We start from the raw sequence: 23,653 nt of genomic DNA, 5'->3' as shown, positions 1-23,653 counted from the left end.
CAGGTTCGGACGCTAGGCCGGCCAGGTCCGGGCGACCGCGGCGGCCAGGGCCGTTCCCTGCCGGTGGCCGGCCCGGGCCGCGGCCGGACGGCGGGCGTTGGCGGTCAGGTTCCGCCCCATCGCGCGGCGGGCGGCGGGATCGGGGGAGATCAGGGTGACGTGCGCGCCGGCCGCGCGCAGGTGCGCCGCCTGCTGCTGGGCACCGGGGTGCGGCCCCACCGCGGTGGGGACGGGTGAGAGGGCCAGCACCTGGCGGTGCCCGGCGGCCAGCTGGAGGTTGCCGGTGGAGCGGGTGCCGCCGTCGATCCACCGTCGCCCGAGGGCGGTGGTGGGCGGCCAGAGCAGCGGGACGGCGCAGCTGGCGGCGACCGCGTCGGCGAGGTCCAGGCCGCAGTTCGCGTCGAAGGCCTCGACGCTGCCGCTCTCCGCGTCCACGGCGGTGATCCGCAGTGTCCGGGCGGGCCAGGCGGTGGCGTGGCGCAGCAGCGTGCGGACGGTTTCGTGGAGGTCGTGGGCGGGGGTTTGCGTCGCGGTCAGGGCGGCGCGGCCCAGGCGGCGGATGGAGCGTTCCGGGTTGCGGGTGGCGACGGCGGCCCACAGGAAGCGCAGGGTCTGTGCGGCGGTGACGCCCATCTCGATGCGGTCGAGGTCGGCCAGTTGGCGTTCGTACAGCTCGCGGGCGGGTTCGCCGCTCGCGAGCCGGGCGCCGAAGACGGCTCCGGCCGAGGTGCCGATGACGGTGTCGGCGGCCGTCAGGTCGATCCCGCTGTCGGCAAGACCCGCGAGTACGCCGGTGAGCCACGCGCCGCCGACCGGTCCGCCGCCACCCAGTACCAGTGCCGTCCCGTTCATGGCGTCCGTCTCCCCCGTCCAAGTGAAATGGGGACTGATCCCCGTTTTAGGATACACGGGGACGGCGGTGCACGGCCCGGTCGGCGGCCCGCTGCCGGTCGAGGCGATCCCGGCGCTGCGCGAGGACGGCACGGCGAGCCGCCGGACCCGGTGCCTACGCTGCGTTCCGCGAGGCGGGCGGCCGGTCCGCTGAACCGCTCACACCCTCACGGTCGGCCCGGGGGCTCGAATCCCGCGAGCATCTGCTCCAGCGCGGCCTGGTCCGGACCGACGAACGGGGCGAGTCCGGCGACGGCGCTGAGCGTGTCGACCATCGGCCCGGTGATGCCGCGTGCCGCCGGCAGGTGCGTCGAGAGCACGAGGTCCGGCGCCCGGTCCCGCAGCAGCTGCCAGCTGTGCCGGAACTTCTGCGGGTCCACGTTCTCGACCCACGGGCTGTCGACGCTCGCCCACAGCACCTGCGCATCGCGCAGGCCGCCCGGGTCGACGCTCCGCGCGTCCGGGCCCTCCGCCAGCTCCGCGCTGGGCATCAGGCCGCCGAAGCAGTCGGAGGTGAAGCAGACCCCGGTGCGGTCGTCGAAGAAGCCGACCGTCGCCGGGTTGTCGAACAGCGGCGGGCGGAACGCCGTGAGCGTCCGGTCGCCCACGTCCAGCGACTGCCCGGGGTTGAGGAGGTGGATCCGGTCCAGCGGCAGCGGGCGCTCGGTGGACATGATCCCCGCACCCACGAACGTGGTCACCACCCGCGCCCGCGGTGCGGCGTCGAGCAGTGCGAAGATCCCGCCGGTGTGATCGCGGTCGGGGTGGGTCAGCCAGATCCACCGCACGTCGGCGGGGTCGAGTTCGGCGCTGAGCGCGGCCACGAAGTCCCGGTCCGGCAGCCCCAGACCGGTGTCGACGACGACGGGTTGGGCGGCATGGAGCACGAAGGCGTTCACGGGGAGGTGGCCGAACCCCGGTACGTCGAGGCAGTCACTGAGGACGCCGACCTCGGGGTGGACTTGGTGCACGGGCATGAGCGATCTCTCCCTCCGGGCGGACAGATCGCTCGCGGCCGCTCCCACCCATCGTAGGCACCGCCACCGCATCGGGCCCTGCCGGAATCCGCCTCGGCCCGCGACCGGACGTCGGGGCCAGCACGAGAGGGTGTCGGGACCGGCACCAGGGGGTGCCGGGCCCGGCACGAGGGGGTGTCGCGCGCGAGCCGATGACGGGGCTGCTGCGACACGCGACGGTGGCGGGGTACGGGGTGGCGCACCGGCTACCGATGATCTTGCTGGCGGCGGCGATGCGACCGATGATGTTGCGATGACCGACCTCCCGGACAGCGGATTGCCCGTCCTCGCTCTGGCCAAACTCACCGAACTCCAGCACCTGGCCGACCAGGCCGTGGAGCACTGGCACCGCGGCGACCTCCCGAACGCGCTGGAGGCCGCCGGCAAGGCGATGCCCGCGGCCGGGGGTGCCGCAGCCGCACTCAACGCGCTGGTCAACCTCGAACGGGCACCCTCCGCAGCCGGGACCGGGGACCGCGGACGCGGCGAGCAGCCCGCCTCCCAGTGGTGGGGCTGACCCGCCGCCGGCCTCGCCGTTCCGTCAGGCGGTCGTGATGCCGCTGATGGCGGTGAGGTGATCCCACAGCTCCTCGCGGGCGGTGCGGGGGTCGGGGCCCGGGCCCAGGGGGTGGGTCGGGGGGCGGGGCCGGCGGTCGTGCCACAGCAGGCCGCCGGACCGCAGGGGTTCGGCGGCGGAGCCGAGCCAGACCACGGTGTCCGCGCCCTGCTCGGGGCTGCGGATGACAGGACGGGTCAGCGCGCGGAAGAGCGGCATCCAGCGGCGCACGCCCTCGGTGTCGGCCCAGCCGGGGTGCATGGCATGGACGTGCACTCCGTCCGGGGCCAGCCTCCGCGCCCATTCCTCGGTGATCACGAGCTCCTCGCGCTTGGTCCGGGCGTAGAACGTCTTCGGGCCGTACCGGCTGTCCCGCGACTGCGGGTCCCCGGCGGGGACGCGCGCGCCGTACTGGCCGCCGGAGACGACGTTGACCACCCGGCTCGGCGCGGAACGCGCGAGCAGCGGGGCCAGCCGGGCGGTGAGGAGCCAGGGGGCGAGGACATGGGTGGCGAAGCACAGTTCGATGCCGTCGGCGGTACGGCGACGGTGTTTCGGCATCACGCCGGCATTGTTGACCAGGACGTCGAGGCGCGGCTCGCGGCCCAGGAAGTCGTCGGCGAAGGCGTGGAGGGCGGCCAGGTCGGCCACGTCGCACACCTCGGGCGCAACGGCCACCGGTCCGGGTGCGGCGCGCTCCCGGGTGAGTCGGGCCGCCTGTTCGGCCCGTCCGCCGTCGCGTGCCAGGACCCGCACCGAGGCACCGAGCCGGGCGAACCCGACCGCTGCGGCCAGCCCGATGCCGGAGGCCGCACCGGTGACCAGCACGACCCTGCCGTCCATGCGCGGCGGATCGGACGGCCAGGACTTCAGGTGGCGCCGCAGCAGTAGACCGGGACTGCCGTAGCCGAGCACCACCGTGCGGTCCAGCACGGTGTCGATCATCGGGGCCATCGCCATGCCGGGCTCCTGCCCGCAACAGCGGCGCGCACACCCAGGGGCGGGTCACGGGGCCGGATTCACCGGGGCAGGCGCTCCGGTCCCGGCCGGAGCGGGTTGCGGCCGACGCGGAGGCGGCGGCCTGCTCGACGCAGCCCTACCCGCGTGCGGCGAGCCGCTCCAGCAGAGCGGTGGTCCGCGCGAGCAACGCCCGTTCCTCGTCCGTGAGTTCCGCCTCGATGGCCTGCGCGAGCCAGCCGGCCCGGCGGCCCCGCTCCGCTTCGAGCGCGGCCCGGCCCTCGTCCGACAGCTCGACGAGCGACTTGCGGCCGTCCGTGGGGTGGGCACGGCGTGTGATCAGGTTCTGTTCCATGAGGAGCCCCACCGACCGGGCCATCGACTGAGGACGTACGCGCTGGTCGGCGGCGAGGTCGCTGGTGGTCATGGCGCCGTTGCGGTCGAGGGCGCCGAGGACGGCGGCCTGGCCCAGCGGGATGCGGTCCTCGTCCTTGACGCGTCGGGTGAGCCTGCCCATGGCGGTGCGCAGTTCGGTGGCGATGGCGGCGGCTTCCGAGGTGGGCATGGGACACCCTACCGCGCTGGTCAGCACCGCTGCACAGACGGCCTGCACAGCATGACTGTACAGCAATCCTGCACAGCAATGCTGTACAGCCAAACTGCGCAGCAATGCTGTACTGTTTGCCGAGTCGGGCTCAGCGCCAACGCTGTCGCAACCGGGGGCCGGCACACGACATCGGGGAGGCACCACCATGTCCACCAAGCCAGTCGGAACCGTCGACGCCGACATCCGGACCGTCACCGCCCGCCGGATCATCGACAGCCGGGGCAACCCGACCGTCGAGGTCGACGTCGTCCTGACGGACGGCTCCCTGGGGCGTGCGGCAGTCCCCTCCGGCGCCTCCACCGGCGCCCGGGAGGCCGTCGAACTGCGCGACGGAGACCCCGCACGCTGGCACGGCCAGGGCGTCGACCGCGCCGTGGCCCACGTCAACGGGGAGATCGCGGCGTCGGTACGCGGCCGCGACGCAGCCGACCAGGCGGGCCTCGACGCCGCGCTGGTCGCCCTCGACGGCACCGCCACGAAGTCACGGCTCGGCGCCAACGCGATCCTCGGCGTCTCCCTCGCCGTCGCCAAGGCCGCCGCGGCGGCCCACCGCCGCCCGCTCTACCGACACCTCGGCGGGGCCGACGCCCGCCTCCTCCCGCTGCCGATGATGAACATCGTCAACGGCGGCGCTCACGCCGACAATCCGCTGGACTTCCAGGAGTTCATGATCGCGCCCGTGGGCGCGGACACCTTCGCCGAAGCCGTCCGTATGGGCAGCGAGGTCTTCCACACCCTGCGCCGCGACCTGCTGGCCGCCGGCCACTCCACCGGCGTCGGCGACGAGGGCGGCTTCGCACCCGCCCTGCGCACCGCCGAGGAAGCCCTCGACTTCGTGATGACCGCCATCGAGCGCACCGGCTACCGCCCCGGCACCGACATCGGCCTGGTCATGGACCCGGCGTCGTCCGAGTTCTTCCACGACGGGATGTACGACTACTCGGGCGAGGGCGTGCGCCGTACCCCCTCCGAGCACGCCGACTACCTGGCCGGACTGATCGACGCCTACCCCATCGTCTCCATCGAGGACCCGATGGCGGAGAACGACCTGGACGGCTGGCGCGAGCTGACCGCCCGCGTCGGCAACCACTGCCAGCTCACCGGCGACGACGTGTTCTGCACCAACGAGAACCTGCTGCGCGAGGGCATCCGCACCGGAGTCGGCAACTCGGTCCTCGTCAAGGTCAACCAGATCGGAACCCTGACCGAGGCGCTCGCCGCCGTGGCCACCGCCCACCGGGCGGGCTGGACGGCCGTCATGTCGCACCGCTCGGGCGAGACGGAGGACACCACCATCGCGGATCTGGCCGTGGCGACCGGCTGCGGCCAGATCAAGACCGGCTCACTCTCCCGCTCCGACCGCACGGCCAAGTACAACCAGCTGATCCGGATCGAGGAGGAACTGGGCGACTCGGCACGCTTCGCGGGCCGCTCCGCCCTGCACCGGGCGTGAACCGCGGGCGGAGGTAGCGGGCGAGCGGGCCCCGGATCGATCGGGGACCCGCTCGCGTGCTGTGCCGCCGGATGCCGCCGCAGTTGGAACGGCCCGCTGCGGCGGCGCGGGAGCATCTGAGGGGGAGGCAACCACGGTGCGCGGGTCGGGTCACCGTCCCGTCGTCCTCATGTCGGGTGTCAGGTGTCAGGTGTCACCTGCGATCCGGCATTCCCTTCGAGTCCTCCGAGTTCCTTCGACGACCGACGAGATTGTGAAAGGCTCGGTCGGGGCGGACGACCTGCACTCCAGGTGCCTGCCCGAACCGCCCGACCGCCACCGGTCCGGCAGGTCTTCCCACGGTTGTCGACACCACAGGAGGAGCACGTGGCTCAGCTGCTGAGAGTCCAGAACTTCAACGTATCGAGCGACGGGATCGGCGCCGGTGAGGACCAGACCCTGGAGCGGCCGTTCGGTCACGTCGACCCCGGGAGGCTGTTCTCCTGGGCCGGCGCCACGGCGAGCTGGCCCATGCGCACCGATCCCGGGGGAAGCCGCGGCCTGGACGACTACTTCACCCGGGACTACGCCCACAACATCGGCGCCGAGATCATGGGCCGCAACAAGTTCGGCCCCCAGCGCGGCCCCTGGCTCGACCACGAGTGGCAGGGCTGGTGGGGCGACGAGCCGCCGTTCCGCACCCCGGTGTTCGTCCTGACCCACCACAAGCGCCCTTCGATCACCCTCTCGGACACCACGTTCCACTTCGTCGACAGCGACCCCGCAACCGTCCTCGCACAGGCCCGGGAGGCCGCCCAGGGCAAGGACGTCCGACTCGGCGGCGGAGTCACCACCATCCGGGAGTTCCTCGACGCCGACCTCGTCGACACCCTGCACGTGGCGGTCTCGCCGGTCAAGCTCGGATCCGGACTCCGGCTGTGGGAGTCCCCCGACGACCTGCTCGACCGGTTCCACCTCGACGTCGTACCCAGTCCGAGCGGAGTGACGCACCACCTGTTCTGGCGGAAGTGACCACCCCTCAGCGCCGGCCCCTGCCGCCCGAGCCGCCCCCGGGGCCGGCCTGAGACGCACCGCGGAGGCGTGCCCCCGGGCCAAGGGCCCTCCGGCCTCGGCACCGGCTGCCGGCGGTCGTCGCGGAACCGGGCCTCTGCAGCGCGTCCCCACGGGAGCGTCGCGACAGTGCGCCGCGCGGCGCCGGCCGAGGACGGCGGTGTCTCGTAGAACACCGGACCGGCGCGGGGGGTGAGCAGCGTGGGCAGGGCGGGTGTGTCCTGCCCGTGGCGCCGGTAGAGGGGGGTCAGGGCGGGCCCGATGTCGGTGTCGCAGAGCTGCAGGAGCACCGGGCCGAGGCCCTTGTCCGCCGCGTACTACGCCGGGTGGTCACCAGGAGACGGCGAGGTCCATGGACTGCTGCCAGTAGGTGACCTTGAGGGAGTCGTCCACGTAGACGCCCTTCGCGGGCAGCGACGGGTTGGCGGCCGCGCCGACGCTCTCGTTGCCGGACGGGCCGTGGAAGTAGACGGCCAGGGACGTCGCGGTGTGGCCGTTCGAGCCGTTGCTGCCGTCGGTGGAGGACAGGTTCACGGAGGCGTAGCCGGATTCGCCGGGCTTGAGCGAGACGACGGCCTGCGGCCGCGATTCGGCGATGACCGGGGGCACGGACTGGGCTTCGCCGAACCGCACGGCCGGGTAGCCGTAGAGGAAGCAGATGCCCGGGCCGGTGTTGGTGACCGTGAGCAGCAGGTGGTTCACGGGACGGTTCAACGGGGCGGCGATGGTCTTGGTGTTGGAGCCCTGACAGGTGGTCGGGGCGGCGGGCGCGGGGGCTGCCGGGGTCTTCGGCGAGGTGGTGCCGGCGGCGGGCTTCGGGCTGGTGGACTGGGGCCCGCCGGCCGGGGCCTTGGCGGTGGAACCGGCGGCGCCGCTGCCGCCGGCGGGGGCCGGAGCCTGCGGGGCGGGCGCCGTGGCGGGCGGGGTGGTCGTAGTCGGTGCGGCGGTCGACGGGGCGGCTGCCGTCTTGACGTCCCCGTTCCCGCTGCACGCGGTCAGGGAGAGGGCGGCGAGCGTGGCGCTCGCGGCGACGGCTACCAGACGGGCGCGGGAGGTACGGGAGGTACGGACGGAGGTGCGGACGGACATGTGGTCGGGCCCTTTCGGCAGGCAGGGAGATGGTGCGTCAGATCGCTGCGGTGGTGCGTCGATCGGACGACCGAAGCTTGCGGAGCGATCCGTCCCGGTCGCCAGGGCCGACGGCACGATGGGTAGGGTGGAACGGCGAACGGGGCTCTGACCAGCGGGGGTGGGCCGGGCCTGGAACGCTGGAACGGGACGCCGGGGTAACGGAGGGGACAGGTGTCGGAGGGTTCGGGGGCCGCGGAGACGGAGGAGTTCGCGCGACTGCTGCGCGCACTCAAGGACCGCTCGGGCTTGAGCTACGGAACGCTGGCCAAGCGGCTGCACATGAGTACGTCGACGCTGCACCGCTACTGCAACGGGACGGCGCTGCCCAACGAGTACGCGGCGGCGGAGCGCTTCGCACGGGTGTGCCGGGCGACCCCGGACGAACTCGTGGAACTGCACCGGAGCTGGATCCTGGCGGACGCGGCCCGCGAGCGGCGCCGGACGGACCGGGCCACGGAACCGGAGCGCGGGCCGGTGTCCGAGCCGGTGCGCGAGTTCCGGCCGGACCGGCCCCCGGCTCCGGTCGTACAGCCCCACCCCGGCCCGACCGCTCCGCTCGCCGCAATGGTGGCGGAGCCCGCACCGCAACGGCGCCGCCGTACCGCGTTGATCGTCGGCGCCGCGGCCGTCGCCCTGCTGACCGCCGTGGTGATCGTCGTACGTCCCGACATCGGGGGTGGCGGCAGCGGTGCGGCCGGCCCGCAGGGGGCCGGCGCCACGGCGAAGGCCCTGCCGGAACCGTCCGGTTCCACCCCCACTGCCTCGACCGCCGGGCCGGCGACCGCCCAGCCCTCCACCGCAACCCCGACCCCAACCCCGACCGCCACCGCCACCCCGCCCGGCGACGCACCTGCGCCGCTCACCGTCGGCACCCGCCCGTACGTCTACGCCAACCCGTGCAGCCAGCACTTCCTGGTCAACAGCGCGCCCGCCCAGGTCGGGCCGCCGGCCCCCGAGCGCGACGCCACACGCTGGGCCGCCGCCTACGGCGCGGTCTCCTCGCACGAGCAGCGGCTCGCCCTCACCGTCCAGGGCACCGGGGCGGAGACCGTCGTCCTGGAGGCACTGCACGTACGGATCACCGCCAAGGGCGCGCCGCTCGCCTGGAACGACTACTCGATGGGCGTCGGCTGCGGCGGTGAGGTCGACACCAAGTCCTTCGACATCGACCTCGACCGGGGCAGTCCGGTGATCACCGGCAAGGGCGGGCAGCGCGACTTCCCGTACAAGGTGAGCAAGTCCGATCCCGAGGTCTTCTACGTCACCGCCCGCACCAGGGCGCACGACGTCCGCTGGGACCTCACGCTGGACTGGTCCAGCGGCAGCCGCCGTGGCACCATCCGGATCGACAACGGTGGCGTCCCGTTCCGTACCAGCGCCAACGTCAACCGCCCCGGCTACGACTACCCGTTGGGCACCAGCGAGTGGATCGAACGGACCGACGGATAGTTCCGTCCCGCCCTGCGGCTGCTCCACCCGTTCACCCCTCCGGGGACGTGGCCCCGGACCCGCGCGACGGCGACCGCGTGGTGATGGCCCACCCCTTCGCCTCCGTACCGCTCGGCTTCTCCGTGATGGGGGCGCACACCCTGTGGTGGGGCGGCTGCGCCTGGGACTCCGGGCGCCTCGATCCCGGCTACACCCGCCGCGACCTCGCCACCGCCGCCGCTTCCTTCGCGGAGGTCGGCCTGCACGGGTCCTTCTGCGGGCTGCCCGACCCGGGGCCTTCCCGACCGAGGTCGTCCAGCAGTAGTGGACCGGCCAAGTCAAGCTCCTCCAAGATGATTTGACGTTCCGTCTCCTCCGCTGATCGACCGAGGGGCCCCGTCCTCAGGTCTCACCGCCGATGACCCCGGGAGGACGATGCGCCGCCGGTGCGGCCGGTGCGATCGTGGTGGCGACGGCCCGGGGCCGGGCCGGAAGGGGCGGGCACGATGACCATCGTTCAGGCTCGGACACCGCACCGGCGCGGCAGGCCGGCGACGCGGCTCGCCGCCCTCGCCCTGGCCGCCGCCACCGTCGTCACGCTCGCCCCCGCGGCAGCGGCGGCGGGCGGGACGGGCGCGCCGCTGTCCGGTAGCGGGTCCGTGGAGGAGCGCCGGCCCCGCGTCGACGGGCAGCAGGAGCTGCGGGACCTCGTGGAGCACGGAGGGATGACCGCCGCGCTCGCGGAGATCCGCATCGCCGGCCGCTCCCCGTGGCGGGGCGCCGCCGGGGCCGCCGACCTGGCCACCGGGCAGCCGGCCAGGTCGGACGGCCGGTTCCGGATCGGCAGCGTGACCAAGACCTTCGTGGCGACGGTCGTCCTCCAACTGGTCGGCGAGGGCCGGCTCCGGCTGGACGACCCGGTCGAACGGCACCTGCCGGGGGTCGTCCCGAACGGCGCCGCGATCACCGTCCGGCAGTTGCTGAACCACACCAGCGGCCTGTTCAACTTCACGGAGGACCCGCGGTTCCTGATCACGAGCGAGGCCGATCTGCAGGACTTCGCGTACGGCGGCTGGCGGTACCGGAACTACCGCCCGCAGCAACTGGCCGCGGTCTCCGCCGAGCACCCCCCGTACTTCGCCCCCGGGCAGGGCTGGCACTACTCGAACACCAACTACGTGCTCGCCGGGATGATCGTCCAGAAGGTCACCGGGCGTACCTGGCAGCGCGAGGTGGAACGCCGGATCGTCCGGCCCCTGCACCTGGACGACACGGTGTTCCCGGGCTCCGAGACCGGACTCGGCGGCCCGCACGCCCGCACCTACCTCGACATGCCGGCCGGGCCGGCCGACATCACGCGGCTCAACCCGACGGTCGTCGACGCGGCCGGCAACGGCATCTCCACCACCTCCGACCTCAACCGCTTCCACGCCGCACTGTTCGGCGGGAAGCTGCTGCGGCCGGCCCAGCTGGCCGCGCTGACGGACACGGTGCCGACCACGATCGAGGGCGGGCGGTACGGGCTCGGCGTGCTCCGGATCGACCTGGGCCCGGACTGCGAAGCGGCCTGGGGCCACGACGGCGGCCTGCCCGGCTGGAGCACCCTGCTGCTGGGCAGCCGCGACGGCCGGCGGCAGTTCGCCCTGTCGCACAACCCGTACGTGGGCACGGACCAATCCGCGAGCGGTGCGGCGATCGGCTCGCTCATCGCCAAGACGCTGTGCGGCCCGGGAACGGGCACCGGCACCACCGCGGGTCCCGCCACACCGTCGGCCCCGGGCGCGGTCCCGGTCCCGGTCCCGGTCCCGAGAACGCTCCCCCTCACCGGCCCCGACCTCCGTATCGCGCACGGCCCCGCCACCCGCTGAACCGCGCCGGACGGCGGCAAGCGGTCGGCCGGAGCGGCGGCGCCCACCGGCTGCAGCGGCGCGCGGCCGTGAGCGCGGCGGCAGCCGGTTCGGCCCGCAGGATCCAGGCGCCTACGGCAGCGGCTGGACGAGCATGCTCCACCGTCATGCGCCGCTCTTGTCGGCAGGGTTGGGCGGTTCGATCTCGGTCAGTTTGCGTCGCAGGTGGGCTCGTTCGGGTTCGGTGCCGGCCAGGCCGAGTGCTTCCCGGTAGGCCGTCGCGGCCTCGGGCAGTCGGCCGAGCCGGTGCAGCAGCTCTCCCCGGGCGGCCGGATAGGGGTGGTGACCGCGCAGCTGCTGCTCGTCGGCCAGCTCGTCGAGCAGCGCCAGGCCCGCCTGTGGGCCGTCGCGCATCGCCACCGCCACCGCCCGGTTCAGCGCGACGACGGGGGACGGCGTGAGGGCGAGCAGCACCTCGTAGAGCGCCACGACCTGCGGCCAGTCGGTGGCCGCGAGGTCGGCGGCCTCGTCGTGCAGGGCGGCGATGGCGGCCTGCACCCCGTACGGGCCGGGCGGCCCGCCCGTCAGCGCGCGGACCACCAGGCCTCGGCCCTCCTCGATCATCGTGTGGTCCCAGCGGCTGCGGTCCTGGTCGTCGAGGAGCACGAGCTCGCCGGCCGGACCGGTGCGGGCGTCGCGTCGCGCGTTGGTCAGCAGCATCAGGGCGAGCAGGCCGGCGACGTCCCGCTCGGCGGGCAGCAGCCGGCGCAGGACCCGCGCCAGCCGGATGGCCTCCTCGGCGAGGTCGAGCCGTTGCAACCGAGGGCCCGAGCTTGCCGCGTAGCCCTCGGTGAAGATCGAATAGAGGACCTGGAGCACTCCGGGCAGCCGTTCCGGGAGCTCGTCGGCGCCGGGTACGCGGAACGGGATGCGGGCCTCACGGATCTTCTTCTTCGCCCGCACGATCCGCTGGGCCATCGTCGCGGTCGGGACCAGGAAGGCCCGGGCGACCTCGGGTGTCGTCAGACCGGCCAGGCAGCGCAGGGTCAGCGCCGTGCGGTCCTCCGCGGCGAGAGCGGGGTGGGCGCAGGTGAAGAACATCTGCAGCCGCTCGTCGGGCAGGTCGCCGGCGGCGTCCGCGGGCGGGGCGGGGCCGGCGCGCTCCGCCTCCACCTGCAGGACGGCGAGGCGGGCGGCGTAGGCCTGGTCCCGCCGCAGGCGGTCGACGGCCTTGCGCCGCGCCGTGGTCAGCAGCCAGGCACCGGGCTTGGCCGGGACGCCGTCGACCGGCCAGTGGACCAGTGCCGCCTCGACGGCCTCGGAGGCGGCCTCTTCGGCCAGGTCGAGGTCGCCGAAGCGGCGGACGAGGGAGGCGAGCAGCCGGCCGCGTTCCTCCCGGAACACCCTCTCCACGGACGACTCGCCGGGCGACTGCCGGGGTGACGAGGTGGGTGCGTCGGGTCCTGGAGCTCCCTCGTCCGTCATGTCAGGCCCCGAACTCGGCGATCGGACGCACCACCACGCACCCGCTGCCGCGCGCGCCGGGGCAGCGGGCGGCCCAGTCGAGCGCGACATCCAGGTCCGGTACGTCGATGACGTAGAAGCCGCCGAGGACCTCGCGACTCTCGGCGAACGGCCCGTCCGTGACAGCCCGCCGACCGTCCTGGCCGACCCGTACCGTCGTGGCGGTGACCAGGTCCGCCAGCGATTCCCCGGAAACCCAGATCCCCGCGTCCTTCACCTCCTTGTCGTAGCTCATCCAGTCCTCGACGGTGCACTCGGCGGCTGCGCCGTGCTCGTCGATCGCACCGGCGTTGATCAGCAGCATGTACTTCACGGTCCGACTCCTGTCAGGTTCTGTGGCTTCCTCGCGCGGCGGGTCGCCGTACACCATGACGACGAACGGGACACCCTCGGATCGACAGCTCCCCGAAGATTGTCTCCGGGACAAGCTCAGTGCGAGGGGCCGGCACCCCCGAGCCCAGCAGGACGCCCTCCCGCGCGGCCGGCTCAAAGGGCAGGAGTCGAGTCAACGGTCGACCAGCCGTGGCCGCGGGGCCTCACCCGTGGAGTCCGCGTCGGTGCCGACCGGGCCGCGGGGAAGTATCCGGTCCAGCCACGTCGGCAGCCACCAGTTGGCCCGGCCGAGGAGTGTCATGGTCGCCGGTACCAACACCATGCGGACGACCGTGGCGTCGATGAAGATCGCGGTGGCCAGGCCGAGCCCGAACATCTTGGTGGAGGGGTCCTCGGCGACGGCGAAGGACACGAAGACCGCCACCATGATGAGGGCGGCCGAGGTGATGATCCGGGCGGTGCCCGAGACGCCCTCGACGATCGCCGTGCCGTTGTCGCCGGTGCGCAGGTACTCCTCGCGTACGCGGGAGAGGAGGAACACCTCGTAGTCCATCGACAGGCCGAACAGGATGGCGAAGAGGAACATCGGGATGAACGACACGATCGGAACCGTCGCTTCCAGCCCGATGAGTGCGCCTCCCCAGCCCCACTGGAAGACCGCGACCATGATGCCGTAGGCCGCGCCGATGCTCAGCAGGTTCAGCAGTACCGCCTTGAGCGGTACGAGTACCGAGCGGAAGACCAGCATCAGCAGCAGGAACGACATCGCCAGCACGGCGGCGACGAGCGCCGGCAGGCGTTGGCTGGTGCGTTGGCCCACATCGGACAGGCTCGCGGCGGCGCCGCCGACGTGGGCCCTGGCCGGGCCGTGCCCGATCGCCGTGGGCAGCACGTCGGTGCGCAGCCGGGCGATGGTGTCGGCCGTGGCCTTGTCCTGAGGGCTGGTGGTCGGGAACACCACGAGGGTCGCGATGCCGGTGGCCCGATCGATGTGCGTCGGCGCGACGGATGCGATGCCCGGATCCGCCGCGACCGTTGCGACGAGTCGGTCCAGCACTCCCGGATCACCGGCGGGGTCCGCGGCGATGACGAGGGGACCGTTGGTGCCCGGGCCGAACCCCTCGGCGACGAGGTCGTAGGCCCGGCGCTCGGTACGGCTCTGGGGCAGTGAGCCGTCGTCGGGCAGGCCGACGCGCAGGCCGAGCACGGGCAGCGTCGCGGTCAGCAGCAGCCCCGCCGCGCCGACCGCGTACGGCACCGGGTGCCGGCTGACGTGCCCGATCCAGCGACGCCACCCGGCGGCGTGGGCGGCGGCTGCCGCCGGGTCCCGCCGCCGTGCGAGTCGGCCCGGCTTCCTGGTCTGCAGAGCCCGGCCGATCCGGCCGACCCGGGCCAGGCGTGGGCCGGCGGCGCCGAGGAAGGCCGGCAGCAGCGTCACCGACGCCACCACCATGATCAGAACGACGATCGAGACGGCGAACCCGCCCACCGTCATGAACGGTACGTTCGCGACCGCCAGGCCGAGGATCGATACGACGACGGTGCCGCCGGCGAAGACCACTGGCCTCCCCGCCGTGGCCACCGCTCGCCCCGCCGCCTCGCGGGGATCGAGCCCGCGCGCGAGGTACTCCCGGTGCCTGGCGAGCACGAACAGCGCGTAGTCGATGCCCACTCCGAGCCCGACCATGCTGCCCAGGACCGGTGCGAAGGTGGGGACGTCCGTCACCCCCGCCAGTACCGTCATCGTGGCGACCCCGACGGTCAGTCCGAAGACCGCCATGCCGATCGGCAGCGCGGCGGCGACGAGCGAACCGAACGCCAGGAACAGGATCGCGGCCGCGGCGAGGAGGCCGATCAGCTCGCTCGCGCCGCCGTCGGGGTCGGAGAAGGCGTAGAAGAGGCTCCCGCCCATCTCGATGCGCAGGGGCAGTTCGGCGCGCAGCCGGTCGCCGAGATCGACGAGGGCGTCGAGGTCGTCGGCCGACAGCCGGCTCTGGTCGGGGTACTGCACCCGGACGACCGCGATCCGCCCGTCGGCCGAGACGAGGCCGCCGCGCACGGCGGTGTCCCCGCCCGCGTCGAGTGCCCCCGCCGGGTCGCTCGTGCCGAGCACGTGCGGCAGCAGCTGCACCTCGGTCTGCAGCCGCGTGAGAGCGGTGCGCGCGCTGTCGTGGTCGAAGAACGTCGCAGCGCCGTCGAGGGGGGTGACGACCACTTGGGCGGTCATCCCCTCCTGGCCGGTGCCGGCCCGCTCGATCAGTTGCGCGGCCCGTTGGGAGTCCAGTCCCGGAGCGGTCATCGAGTCCGCATTCCGCCCGCCGAAGGCGACGGCGGCGAGGACGGCGAGCGTGGCGACGATCAGCCATGTCGCGATCACCCGCCAGGGATGGCGGGCGGCGCTTGCGCCCAGGCGCAACAGGGCTTTCGAGAGCATCGGGTCCTCCAACCACGTCGTCGGCCGTCCTTGTACGGCCGCCGATGCCGAGGTTCGTCGCCACGGCGCTCCGCGGCATCGGCCCGCGGGCCGCGGATCCGTCGGCCGCAGGGCGGAGTGACGACCCGTCCTTTCGGCCGATGCGCGCGGCAGGCCGCGGTCCCTAGGCTGAGAACCGTGCTCCGAGACGACGTGCGAACCCTGTGGACCGAACCCCGGCCGCCCGACGCGCCTGCCCGGGTGCGGCGGGACTGGGCCCTGCTCGCCACGGGCCTGGCCGGTGTGGCGCTGGAGGCCGCCCTGCGCGAGAACGTCGTGTGGCGGCCGGTGGCGGTGGTGTTCGCCGTATGGCTGTGCCTGCTGCCCCTGTGGCGCCGGACCCGCCCGCTGGCGATGGTCACGCTGGCGTTCGGCTCGGTGATCCTGCTTCAGGTGGCCTCGCTCGTTCCCGCACCGCGCGAGCCCGTCGGCCTGTACACCGGCGCGGTCGTGCTCGTGCTGGTGTACGCGCTGCCCCGGTGGGGATCGGGACGCGAGATCGTGCTGGGCAGCGCGATGATCGTCGCGGCGTGCACGCTGTGTTCCGTCACGGACGAGACCCCGGTCGGCGAAAATATCGTGGGCTTCGTCTTCCTGCTGCTGCCCGGCGTGATCGGGGCTGCCGTGCGGTTCCGGGTGACCGCTCGCGAGCGGCTGTTGGAGCAGGTGCGCTCCCGCGAGCGTGAGCAGCTCGCCCGGGAACTGCACGACACGGTGGCCCACCACGTGTCGGCCATGGTGATCATCGCCCAGGCGGGCCGGGTGCTCGCGGGCACCGACCCGTCCGCCGCCGTCGGGGCGCTGGAGGGGGTCGAGGAGGAAGGGGCGCGCACGCTGGAGGAAATGCGCGCCATGGTCGCCGCGCTGCGCGACCGCGGGGTCGGCGCCGAGCTGGCGCCCCCTGCCGGCGTCGCGGATCTGGAGCGCCTGGTGCGCACCCCCGGCGGTCGCCTCAGGGTCGACCTGGGGCTCGACGGCGAACTGGACGCGCTGCCCCCGGCCGTGGACGCCGCCGTCTACCGGATCGTGCAGGAGTCGGTGACCAACGCCATGCGCCATGCGGTCGACGCGACCGAGCTCGTCGTCCGGGTCGCCGCGGAACGGCACACGGTACGGGTGAGCGTGCGCGACGACGGCCACCGCACCGGCCGAGGCCGTGCCGGATACGGACTGACCGGACTGCGCGAGCGCGCGACCCTGCTCGGCGGCACACTACAAGCCGGCCCCGGCGCCGACCGGGGCTGGCGTGTCGAAGCCGAGCTGCCGAGAGGGAGGACCGAGAGCGGTGCCCATCCGCGTCCTCGTCGCTGACGACCAGACCATCATCCGCACCGGGCTGCGGATCATGCTGAACGCCCAGCCCGGCATCGAGGTGGTCGGCGAGGCCGCCGACGGACAGGAAGCGGTACGTCTGGCCCGCGAACTGCGCCCCGACGTCTGCCTGTTCGACATCCGCATGCCCGTGATCGACGGGCTCCAGGCCACCCGGTTGGTCGCCGGCCCGGGCGTCGCCGACCCGCTGGCCGTGGTCGTCATCACCACGTTCGACCTCGACGAGTACGTCTACGGCGCGCTGCGTGCCGGCGCCCGCGGATTCCTCCTCAAGGACACGGGACCAGACCTTCTGGCCCAGGCCGTACGGTCGGCGTCCGGCGGTGAGGCGCTCATCGCGCCCAGCGTCACCGTCCGTCTGCTCCAGGCATTCGCGGACCTGCCCGCCGGCCGGCCCGTGGCCCAGCCGGTCTCCCCCGTCACCACCCGCGAGGAGCAGGTGCTCCTCGCCGTCGCTCGCGGGCTGACCAACACCGAGATCGCCGATGCACTGCACATCAGCCTCAGCACGGTGAAGACGCATCTGGCCAGCCTGATGGCCAAACTCGGCGCCCGCAACCGGGTCGAGATCGCGATGTGGGCCTACGAAACGCGCCGTATCCTCCCCGGCACCTGAGCCGGGTGCCGGGCCTCTCCGTGCTGATCGATGCACGTCGAGGTGACGTGGAGTGGGCCTGCCGCCGCTCGTCGCCGCAGTCCGAAGCCGGGTGGGCGCAGCCGGGCGCCCGCTGCCGCGGTCCCCGTGCGCTGCGTGCCGGGCTGTTCGGTGGGACGCCCGAGCACGCAGCGCACGATTCCCGGCGGGTGTCGTGGCCGGGTTCGGGCCTTCAGCCCTGCCGGGCTGTTTCGACGACCTGCAGGGTGAACGGCGTGCTGTTGTTGCCGGGGTGGAGGACGTCGTCGCGGCCGCTGACGCTGACCCGTCCTCCGTTCAACTCCCCGAGGGGGAGGTCGGGGGAGAGCCGCACCGGGACGAGCGCGGTGGCGCTCTCGGACGCGGGGAGCCCGGCCGGGAAGACGCACCGGACGGTCCAGATGCCGAGCAGGCCCTTCGTCGGCTCGCAGTCCTCGGGGAAGTACGGCTCCTCGGGTTCGACGCCGCGCGGCAGACGGACGGTGACGGTGAAGCTGTTCGCGGTCGTCTGGGGCCCGAGGTTGGCAACGAAGGCGTGCAGCGTCGTCGTGCCGCCGGGCGCCGCCGCGTCCGGGTCGATCCGAACCACTTCCAGGTCGGAGTCGGACGGCAGGGCCGCCTGGGCCGTCGTCGTGGGGACCAGGGCGGCCATGAAGGCCGCTCCGATCACCAGGCCCAGGCGTCCGGCCTTGCTGCGGCGGGCTGTCGTGCGGGTCACGTCCGGTTCCTCCTGCTGGTGGCGAGGTGGTCGCAGCCGTGCGGCTGCGCCTCGCGTCCATCGTCAACAGGCCGGGCCGCCCCCGCGCGGCCGCACCGTTCGCGGTCATCCCATCGAGTGAGCGGATGCCTTCGGTCGTGGCCACCGGGAGGGGCCGGACCGCACGGAACGACGCATCAGCCCGCACCGCGCCGCCGGCCCCCGGTTCGTCAGGCGCGCCGCGAGACGGCCACACCCGCCAGGCAGAGCGCGCCGCCCGCCAGCGTCAGCAGCCCCGGCACCTCGCCCAGCAGCGCCCACGCCATCAGCACGACCAGCGCCGGCACCGAGTACGTCGTCGCCCCCATCCGCCCGGCCGTCGTCCGCGACAGCGCGTACGCCCAGGTGGTGAACGCCAGCGCGGTCGGGAAGAGCCCGAGGTAGACCATGTTCAGGGTCGCCGACGCCGGGGCCGCCGCCAGGTCCGACACCAGCTCCGGGGCGAACGGCAGGCACGCCGCCGCCCCGATCAGGCATCCGAAGGTCGTCACCTGGAGCGGACTCGCGCTGCGCAGCGCCGGCTTCTGGCTCACCACCCCGGCCGCGTACGCCGCCGCGGCGAGCAGGCACACCAGGATGCCGACCACCGAACTGCCGCCCCCGCCCGACATGGACAGCCCCACCACGCCCGCTCCCGCCAGCGAGACCGCCATCCCCGCCAGCAGCTTCGCGGGGAATCCCTCGCCCAGCAGCAGGCCGCCCAGCAGTGCGATCAGCACCGGCCCGACGCCGACCAGCATCGCCGCGGTGCCCGCGTCGACCTGCCGCTCGGCCCAGTTCAGCGCGACCATGTACAGCCCGAACCAGAGCACCCCGGCGGCGATCGTCCCCGGCCAGGCCGACCGCGGCGGGATCCCCTCCCGCCGGTACACCAGCAGCGCGAGCAGCGCGACCGCACCCACCAACAGCCGCCCCAGCGCCAGTGAGCCCGGCCCGAAGTGCGCACCGGCGCTGCGGATCGCCACGAACGCCGACGCCCACAGCACCACCGTCGTGCCGGCCGCCGCCAGCGTCCTGCCGTCGATCCGGGCCGCGCCCGCCGTCGTCGTACTGGTTGTCGAAAGATCCATGCCGGCGAACCTATGCCCGCCGAGGTGCGGCCCGCACGGAATTACCGACCGGCTGCCGCACGGCCGAGGCCGGGCAGGGGGCGGGCCGGGGTCGGGCCTACCGGGCCGCCGGAGCGCCGTGGTGGAATGCCCCCGTGACAACGTTGATCGACAAGGCCCGCCTGTTCCGCTCGCTCCACGTCCCGGGACGCCCCGTCGTCCTGCCCAACGCATGGGACGCCGCGTCCGCCCGGGTGGTGGCCGCCGAGGGGGCGCGGGCGATCGCCACGACGAGCGCGGGCGTGGCCTGGTCGCTCGGCCACGGCGACGGCGGGCACCTCGACCGCGACCAGGCCCTCGCCGCCCTCGCCCGCATCACCGCCGCGGTGGCCGTCCCCGTCACCGCCGACATCGAGCGCGGCTATGCGAACGACCCCGCCGGAGTGGCGCAGACCGTACGGGGTGTCCTGGCGGCCGGCGCCGTGGGCATCAACCTGGAGGACACGCTGCGGCCGGTCGGCGAGCAGGCCGAGCGGATCGCCGCCGCCCGGGCGGCGGCCGACGGGGCCGGTGTCCCGCTGTTCGTCAACGCCCGCATCGACACCCACCGGCTGCCCGAGGCCGACCGCGGGGCCTGGCTCGACGAGACCCTCGCCCGGGCCCGCGCCTATGCGCAGGCCGGCGCCGACGGGATCTTCGTCCTCGGGTTGCTGGACCTCCCGATGGTGCAGGCGCTGGTACGGGCCGCGCCGCTGCCGGTGAACGTCCTGGCCGACCACCGCACGCCCGCCGTCCCCGACCTCGCCTCCGCGGGAGTGGCCCGGGTCAGCGCGGGGTCCTCGATCGCCGAAGCCGCTTACGGCCTCGCCCGCCGGGCCGCCCGCGAACTCCTCGGGCCGGGCACCGCGACCACGGTGGCCGAGGGCATCTCCTGGGCCGACCTCAACTCCCTGCTCCTCGCCGACCCCGAGGCCGGGGCCGCACCCCGTACCGGCTCCGGCACAGGCCCCGGCGCTGGGGCCGGGGCCACCAAAGGCTGACGCCCGGCCGGTCACCCCTCGGTGAGGGGCCACCACCAGAGGCTGCCGGAGATCGGCGGCAGCCATACCGGCGGTACGGGGCGGCGGTCGGTGAGCGGCTGCGGCCAGCGGGCGAGCGTGCCCGCGGTGCGGAAGCGGTCGGTGCCGGCCGTCCAGTCGAGGTGGCCCCGGATACCGGCGGTGAGGTTCGCGAGCAGCGCCCGCAGCGCGGGCCCGGCGGTGGCCGCCGTGCGGTCGCCCAGCCGCAGGAACCGCGCGAGGACCTCGTCGCGCAGCCCGAGCCCGAGCCGGACGGCCTCGGCGGGCGCGCAGCCGAGGGACCGGACCAGGACATCGGGCAGGTTGACGCGGTCGAGCGTGGCGGCGGCGTGGTCACGGGCGTACCCGTAGACGTCGTTGTCCCAGCCGGTGACCAGGTTGGTCATGTCGATGAGCGCCCGGACGGCCGGCCGGTCGAGTTCGGCCGGCGCGGGTTCGGTGCCGTCCGCCACGGCGAGCACGTCGGCGATGGGGACGAACCAGGTGGTCGCCCGGCGGTGGCGCAGGTACGCGTCCAGGTCGGGGACGAGCCGGCTCCGGGCGAGGTGCTCGGCCAGGTTCGCGGCGAGGCTCTCGTCGATCGCCCGGGCCAGGTGGCCGTTCAGACCGCGGGAGGCCAGCGCGGCGTGGGAGGACAGCACCCGCTGGACGGCCCGGCCGACCGGGTCGGTGCTGGGGGTCGGCGTGTGCACGGCGGCGCGCAGGACGGCGTTGCGGTCGGCCAGTCCCGGGGCCGAGCCCGGCGCGTCGTACAGGTCGTCGACCACGAAGGTGACGGTGAGGAGGTCGGTGAGCGCGAGCAGGCCCGGCAGCGTGGCGCGCGGCGCGAAGCGGGCGGCCAGTTCGCCGATCCGCTGACGGGCCAGCGCGGCCCGGCGAGCGCTTCGGCGGGCACTCCGGCGGCCGTCATCCAGGCGACCTGGTGCTCGTGGACGAGCCGGTGGTCGGGGTGCAGCGCGGGCGGCAGCGGACACCAGAACGGCGGGATCAGCAGCGGACGCGTCATCGGCGGTCCCTCCTCAGCGACGGGCGACGGCGGCGACGAGGGCGGCGAGCCCGCGGCAGGTGAGGGCGTGGTTCTGGACCGGGACATCGGAGAGGAACGGCCGCGGCCCGAACATGGCCGGACCCGGCTCGGGCCAGCTGCCGTCGTCGCGCCGGCTCTCCACGAGGAACCGCAGCGCCCGGCGGGGCCGGGTGGCGGCTGTGTAGCAGCACGGTGACGGCGAGGGCGGTCGCCGCCGGGCTGGCCGAGTCCTCGCCGTCCAGGCGCGGCCAGCTGCCGTCCGGGCGCTGGGCGGCGGCCAACCGCACGGCCTCCCGGGCGAGTTCCGGGGCGTCCCGGCCGAGCAGCGGCCCGACCTCGGCCGCCGGGTAGGCGGGATAGCCGTACCAGTCGGCCCGCCAGCGCCCGTCCGCCCGGTACCGTTCGAGCAGCCAGCGCCGGGCGGGGGCCGTGTCAGGCGCGGGGCAGGTGCCCCGGCTGCCCCGCCCGAGCGCACCGAGGCGCCGGCGAGCCCCGTCGCCCGGCGGCCCCGACAACGCCGTGACCCGCAGTGGCCGGTCCTGCCGCCGGACCGCGGCCACCGGAGAACGCCCGCGCCGATCGGCCGGCTGCGCGGCTCGCACGGTACCTCCCCTCCGCCGACACGGCCGAGGGTGCACGGGCAGCGCGCCCGTGGTGCGAGGGCTCGACGAGGTATGCAGGAGGTATGGATTCCCGGTGGCGCTTCGACCTGCGGTGGCCTCGACAACAGAGCCGCGCGCTGATCCTCATCGCGCTCGTGCTGATCGTGGTCATCTCCGTCGTCGACATGCTGGCGCCGCCGGAGGTGCACCTCGGGCCGCTCCTGGTCGCCGCCCCGGCGGTCACAGCGTCCTTCGCGGGCCCGCGGACCACCCTCGCCGTCGGTGCGGCAGCCGTCCTGGCCCAGGGAGTCGTCGCGGCGGTACGGACGACACTGGTCGATCTCAACCACTCCGTGCAGATCGTCGCACTGGCGTTGATCTCGTTGCTCGTGGCGCTCTTCGCCCATCTGCGCGAGCAACACGAGCAGCAGATGACGCAGCTGCGTTCGGTGGCCGAGGCCGCGCAGGCCGTGCTCCAGCAACCCGTTCCCCCGCGGATGGGCCCGCTGCGGATCGCGTCGGTCTACCTCGCGGCCGAGGCCGAGGCCCGGATCGGGGGCGACCTGTACGCGGCGGTGCGCACCCGGCACGGGAGCCGCTTCCTGATCGGCGACGTCCGGGGCAAGGGCCTCGAAGCGATCGGGGAGGCGTCGCTGGTGCTCGGCGCCTTCCGGACCGCGGCCTACCGGCAGGTCGACCTGCCCGTTCTGGTCACCCACCTGGAGGGTGCGGTCTTCGGGGACACCGGGGGAACCGGGGACACCGGGGGAACCGGTGACCCGGCGGACGGCACGGCCGGAGCCGACGCCGGTGAGTCGTTCATCACCGCTGCCGTTCTCGACATTCCCGACACCGAGCCGGTGATCCGCCTCGCGGACTGCGGCCACCCGGCCCCGCTGCTGCTGCGCGGCGGACGGGTCATCCCGCTCGCGGCCGCCCGGCCGGCTCCTCCGCTGGGCCTCATCGCGCTGGGCGGACCATCCGGTGTCGAGGTCGAGACGTTCGCCTTCGAGGAGGGTGACATCGCCCTGCTGTACACGGACGGTGTCATCGAGGCGCGCGACGAGGCGGGGGCCTTCTATCCGCTCACCGACCGGCTTGCCGCCTGGCCGCACAGCGATCCCCACACCCTCCTGCGCCGCCTCTGCCAGGACCTCCTGGCCCACGCGGGCGGGCGGCTGGGTGACGATGCGGCCATGGTCGCGATCGAGCGCACGACCACCACGGAGGACGGGCGGCCGGCGTGAACCGGCCTCCCGGGGCGTCGTGCGGTCCGGGTTTCGCTCCCGCGGCCCGTACGCTCGTCAGGAACGCCGAACTCGCCGGCTGCACCACCGGGTTCACGACGATCGCCCAGCGGGTCGATCACGCTGCCGCCGCCCGCGGTGACCGCCGGGGAACGGGATCCGGTGGCGGCAGGCCGCGCACGGTCACCGGCGGCCCGGCCGCGTCCACGCCGGCGGGCCACGAGCGGCGCCGGCCCGCCCCGTACTGCCGAGCGGGAGCCGGGAGGGGCACCGGCCAGGACGCCACCGCATGACTCTCCGCGGTTTCGCCACCACGCAGCGCTCATCCGTGCCATGATCGGCTCGCTCGAACCAGAAGTGACAACCGACTGCCCCTGAGGAGGCAACCGTGGCCGAGCGCCAGAACGGCACCGTGAAGTGGTTCAACGACGAGAAGGGGTACGGATTCATCACCCCGGAGTCCGGACCCGACCTCTTCGTCCACTTCCGCGCCATCGAGGGCACCGGCTTCAAGTCCCTCGTCGAAGGCCAGAAGGTCACCTTCGAGGCCGTACAGGGCCAGAAGGGACTGCAGGCCGACAAGGTCCAGCTGGTGCAGTAGAACTCGCCCCGCCGACCGGCCGAACCGGGATCAGGCGGCCCGACGCGAGAGGCCCGCCC

General features: G+C 74.0%; 23 protein-coding genes. 11 read left to right on the top strand and 12 right to left on the bottom strand.

Features of this window, described 5'->3' with window-relative positions; all coding sequences use genetic code 11:
• Positions 1-12 precede the first annotated feature (12 nt).
• Complete coding sequence (locus ACWGB8_RS16410) at positions 13-852, bottom strand: patatin-like phospholipase family protein (RefSeq protein WP_452214160.1); 840 nt, start codon at positions 850-852, stop codon at positions 13-15.
• Between the two features lie 206 nt (positions 853-1,058).
• Positions 1,059-1,868, bottom strand: a complete 810-nt coding sequence (locus ACWGB8_RS16405; RefSeq protein WP_452214159.1) for an MBL fold metallo-hydrolase — start codon at positions 1,866-1,868, stop codon at positions 1,059-1,061.
• Between the two features lie 292 nt (positions 1,869-2,160).
• Between ACWGB8_RS16405 and ACWGB8_RS16400 the strand changes: the two genes are divergently transcribed.
• Entirely contained in the window at positions 2,161-2,424 is a 264-nt protein-coding gene (locus ACWGB8_RS16400) for a hypothetical protein (protein WP_452214158.1), read from the top strand.
• A 24-nt stretch (positions 2,425-2,448) separates the two neighbouring features.
• Here the strand turns inward: ACWGB8_RS16400 and ACWGB8_RS16395 are convergent, their stop codons facing one another.
• Positions 2,449-3,423, bottom strand: a complete 975-nt coding sequence (locus ACWGB8_RS16395; protein ID WP_452214157.1) for an SDR family NAD(P)-dependent oxidoreductase — start codon at positions 3,421-3,423, stop codon at positions 2,449-2,451.
• 136 nt (positions 3,424-3,559) lie between these two features.
• Positions 3,560-3,985, bottom strand: coding sequence for a MarR family winged helix-turn-helix transcriptional regulator (locus ACWGB8_RS16390; protein WP_452214156.1), 426 nt, complete (start codon positions 3,983-3,985; stop codon positions 3,560-3,562).
• 187 nt (positions 3,986-4,172) lie between these two features.
• Here ACWGB8_RS16390 and eno point away from each other — a divergent pair, with 187 nt between their 5' ends.
• Both eno and ACWGB8_RS16380 read left to right on the top strand, forming a co-directional pair.
• The gene (eno, locus tag ACWGB8_RS16385; RefSeq protein WP_452214155.1) at positions 4,173-5,480 is read left to right on the top strand and encodes a phosphopyruvate hydratase; all 1,308 of its coding nucleotides are present in this window, start codon (positions 4,173-4,175) and stop codon (positions 5,478-5,480) included.
• A gap of 366 nt (positions 5,481-5,846) precedes the next feature.
• The gene (locus tag ACWGB8_RS16380; RefSeq protein ID WP_452214154.1) at positions 5,847-6,491 is read left to right on the top strand and encodes a dihydrofolate reductase family protein; all 645 of its coding nucleotides are present in this window, start codon (positions 5,847-5,849) and stop codon (positions 6,489-6,491) included.
• 369 nt (positions 6,492-6,860) lie between these two features.
• On the opposite strand, the gene ACWGB8_RS16375 is transcribed toward ACWGB8_RS16380, so the two are convergent.
• Complete coding sequence (locus tag ACWGB8_RS16375) at positions 6,861-7,619, bottom strand: DUF4232 domain-containing protein (protein ID WP_452214153.1); 759 nt, start codon at positions 7,617-7,619, stop codon at positions 6,861-6,863.
• Positions 7,620-7,832: 213 nt separating this feature from the next.
• Between ACWGB8_RS16375 and ACWGB8_RS16370 the strand changes: the two genes are divergently transcribed.
• The 3 genes from ACWGB8_RS16370 to ACWGB8_RS16360 all read left to right on the top strand — a co-directional run bounded on the left by ACWGB8_RS16370 (position 7,833) and on the right by ACWGB8_RS16360 (position 10,957).
• Positions 7,833-9,110, top strand: coding sequence for a helix-turn-helix domain-containing protein (locus ACWGB8_RS16370; protein ID WP_452214152.1), 1,278 nt, complete (start codon positions 7,833-7,835; stop codon positions 9,108-9,110).
• Positions 9,111-9,157: 47 nt separating this feature from the next.
• Entirely contained in the window at positions 9,158-9,451 is a 294-nt protein-coding gene (locus ACWGB8_RS16365; protein ID WP_452214151.1) for a hypothetical protein, read from the top strand.
• A 144-nt stretch (positions 9,452-9,595) separates the two neighbouring features.
• Positions 9,596-10,957, top strand: coding sequence for a serine hydrolase domain-containing protein (locus tag ACWGB8_RS16360; RefSeq protein ID WP_452214150.1), 1,362 nt, complete (start codon positions 9,596-9,598; stop codon positions 10,955-10,957).
• Between the two features lie 144 nt (positions 10,958-11,101).
• Here ACWGB8_RS16360 and ACWGB8_RS16355 read toward each other — a convergent pair whose 3' ends face one another.
• The 3 genes from ACWGB8_RS16355 to ACWGB8_RS16345 all read right to left on the bottom strand — a co-directional run bounded on the left by ACWGB8_RS16355 (position 11,102) and on the right by ACWGB8_RS16345 (position 15,227).
• Entirely contained in the window at positions 11,102-12,421 is a 1,320-nt protein-coding gene (locus tag ACWGB8_RS16355) for an RNA polymerase sigma factor (protein ID WP_452214149.1), read from the bottom strand.
• 1 nt (position 12,422) lies between these two features.
• The gene (locus ACWGB8_RS16350; RefSeq protein WP_452214148.1) at positions 12,423-12,773 is read right to left on the bottom strand and encodes a YciI family protein; all 351 of its coding nucleotides are present in this window, start codon (positions 12,771-12,773) and stop codon (positions 12,423-12,425) included.
• 192 nt (positions 12,774-12,965) lie between these two features.
• On the bottom strand, positions 12,966-15,227 hold the full coding sequence (locus ACWGB8_RS16345; RefSeq protein WP_452214147.1) for an MMPL family transporter: 2,262 nt from the start codon (positions 15,225-15,227) through the stop codon (positions 12,966-12,968).
• Between the two features lie 177 nt (positions 15,228-15,404).
• Between ACWGB8_RS16345 and ACWGB8_RS16340 the strand changes: the two genes are divergently transcribed.
• Both ACWGB8_RS16340 and ACWGB8_RS16335 read left to right on the top strand, forming a co-directional pair.
• Entirely contained in the window at positions 15,405-16,577 is a 1,173-nt protein-coding gene (locus tag ACWGB8_RS16340; RefSeq protein WP_452214146.1) for a sensor histidine kinase, read from the top strand.
• Positions 16,552-17,214, top strand: a complete 663-nt coding sequence (locus tag ACWGB8_RS16335; RefSeq protein ID WP_452214145.1) for a response regulator — start codon at positions 16,552-16,554, stop codon at positions 17,212-17,214. Before ACWGB8_RS16340 ends, ACWGB8_RS16335 begins: the two co-directional genes overlap by 26 nt.
• A gap of 211 nt (positions 17,215-17,425) precedes the next feature.
• Here ACWGB8_RS16335 and ACWGB8_RS16330 read toward each other — a convergent pair whose 3' ends face one another.
• Positions 17,426-17,950 carry a hypothetical protein gene (locus ACWGB8_RS16330; RefSeq protein WP_452214144.1) on the bottom strand — a complete coding sequence of 175 codons (525 nt, stop codon included), beginning with the start codon at positions 17,948-17,950 and terminating at the stop codon, positions 17,426-17,428.
• Positions 17,951-18,159: 209 nt separating this feature from the next.
• Entirely contained in the window at positions 18,160-19,059 is a 900-nt protein-coding gene (locus ACWGB8_RS16325) for a DMT family transporter (RefSeq protein ID WP_452214143.1), read from the bottom strand.
• A gap of 134 nt (positions 19,060-19,193) precedes the next feature.
• On the opposite strand from ACWGB8_RS16325, the gene ACWGB8_RS16320 reads away from it, so the two are divergent.
• Positions 19,194-20,078 (top strand): isocitrate lyase/PEP mutase family protein, encoded by an 885-nt coding sequence (locus ACWGB8_RS16320; protein ID WP_452214142.1) that lies wholly within the window; start codon positions 19,194-19,196, stop codon positions 20,076-20,078.
• An 11-nt stretch (positions 20,079-20,089) separates the two neighbouring features.
• On the opposite strand, the gene ACWGB8_RS16315 is transcribed toward ACWGB8_RS16320, so the two are convergent.
• Entirely contained in the window at positions 20,090-21,091 is a 1,002-nt protein-coding gene (locus ACWGB8_RS16315; RefSeq protein WP_452214141.1) for a terpene synthase family protein, read from the bottom strand.
• 45 nt (positions 21,092-21,136) lie between these two features.
• The gene (locus ACWGB8_RS16310; protein ID WP_452214140.1) at positions 21,137-21,286 is read right to left on the bottom strand and encodes a hypothetical protein; all 150 of its coding nucleotides are present in this window, start codon (positions 21,284-21,286) and stop codon (positions 21,137-21,139) included.
• A gap of 543 nt (positions 21,287-21,829) precedes the next feature.
• Here ACWGB8_RS16310 and ACWGB8_RS16305 point away from each other — a divergent pair.
• Complete coding sequence (locus ACWGB8_RS16305; protein WP_452214139.1) at positions 21,830-22,993, top strand: PP2C family protein-serine/threonine phosphatase; 1,164 nt, start codon at positions 21,830-21,832, stop codon at positions 22,991-22,993.
• 388 nt (positions 22,994-23,381) lie between these two features.
• The gene (locus ACWGB8_RS16300; protein ID WP_452214138.1) at positions 23,382-23,594 is read left to right on the top strand and encodes a cold-shock protein; all 213 of its coding nucleotides are present in this window, start codon (positions 23,382-23,384) and stop codon (positions 23,592-23,594) included.
• The last annotated feature ends 59 nt before the right edge of the window (positions 23,595-23,653 follow it).

It is taken from the genome of Kitasatospora sp. NPDC054939, from assembly GCF_053610105.1.
Note: the sequence above shows the minus strand (reverse complement) of the source record. Positions and strands in the feature narration are given on the sequence as shown.